This is a genomic window from Methylobacterium sp. WL116, assembly GCF_008039455.1.
GTDB lineage: Bacteria > Pseudomonadota > Alphaproteobacteria > Rhizobiales > Beijerinckiaceae > Methylobacterium.
On the sequence record NZ_VRUV01000811.1, the window covers coordinates 1 to 1,435 of the forward strand.

The 1,435-nt window shown below is 73.4% G+C and carries 1 protein-coding gene and 1 pseudogene; one reads left to right on the forward strand and one right to left on the reverse strand.

All coding sequences use genetic code 11. The features are described 5' to 3' along the window. Positions 1 to 209 (reverse strand): annotated as a pseudogene (locus FV223_RS27555) (glycosyl transferase family 1); the annotation flags it as partial. Between the two features lie 152 nt (positions 210 to 361). On the opposite strand from FV223_RS27555, the gene FV223_RS27560 reads away from it, so the two are divergent. Then, positions 362 to 1,435: glycosyltransferase family 4 protein (locus tag FV223_RS27560; RefSeq protein WP_147729868.1), on the forward strand; the 1,074-nt coding region annotated here is incomplete at its 3' end.

A 1,435-nucleotide genomic window follows, 5' to 3' on the forward strand; every position in this document is an offset into this window, starting at 1 on the left:
GCGACGGGGTTGCGCGCCCACACGTCGGGCAGGTCGAGGCAGATCCGGGTGAGGTTGCGATGGTCGAGCAGCGGGTCGACCGGGCCGGCGACGCCCTGGACGTAGGTGACCCGGAGCCCGGCCTCGGCCAGCCCGCGGGCCGATTCGACGGCGACCTTCTCGGCGCCCCCGCTCGGGCTCGCGAACTCGGCCAGGATCACGACGTGCATGGCGACACCGGCGCAGGAGATCGAGAGATCAGGCGGTCGAGCGGGGACGATCCGAGCGGGAACAACCGCAGATCGGCGGCGTGCCCGAGGTTTACGTGGGATCAACTGCGGTCCGGTAAACGTGGGGACATCCAGGGAGCGGGAGCCGCCTCGTGCACGTCGTCCTCGTCGCCGACCACGCCTACGTCAACGGCGGCCAGGCCAAGGTCGCGCTCGACTCGGCCCTCGGGCTCGCCGCCCGCGGCACCCGCGTGACGCTGTTCGCCGCCTGCGGCCCGGCCGACCCGCGCCTGGCCGCCGCCGGCATCCGCGTGGTCTGCCTGAACCAGGACGACATCTCGACCACGACGAACAAGCTCGCCTTCCTGGCGCAGGCGATCTGGAACCGCGAAGCGGCCCGCGCGCTCGCCGCGGAACTGGCGACGTGCGACCCCGACGACACCGTGGTCCACGTCCACGCCTTCGCCAAGGCGCTGTCGCCGTCGATCGGCGTGGCGTTGCGGCGCGCGCGGCTGCCGCTGCTCTACACCATGCACGAGTTCTTCCTGGTCTGCCCGACCGGGGGGTTCTACGAATATCCGGCCGCCGCGATCTGCCACCGCACGCCGATGTCGGGCGCGTGCCTGACGACGAACTGCGATGCGCAGAGCTTCCCGCGCAAGCTCGCGCGGGTGGTCCGCCACCTCGGCATGACGCAGGTCGCGGAGCTGCCGACGCTCTTCCGCCACGTGATCACGATCAGCGACCTGCAGGAGCGGGTGGTCGGCCCGCTGTTGCCGCGCGGGACCCGCTTCCACCGGGTCGACAACCCGATCGCGGTGGCGCACCGGCCGATGACCGAGCGGGCGCCGGGCGACTTTCTGTTCGTCGGGCGGATCTCGACCGAGAAGGGCGCGCCGATCTTCGCGGAGGCGGCGCGGCGGGCCGGCATCCGCGCGGTCTTCGTCGGCGACGGCGAGCAGCGGGCGGCGCTGGCCGCGCGCTACCCCGAGGCCGCGATGCTCGGCTGGCGCGATGCCGCCGGCGTTCAGGCGCTGATGGGCGCCGCCCGCGCGCTGGTCTTTCCCAGCGTCTGGTACGAGGGCCAGCCGCTCACGGTCTACGAGGCGCTGGCGCTGGGCACGCCGGTGGTGGTGAGCGACGCCTGCGCCGGCCGCGAGGCGGTGGTCGACGGCGAGACCGGCTTCCTGTTCCGCTCCGGCGACCCGGACGCGCTCGCCGCCCAC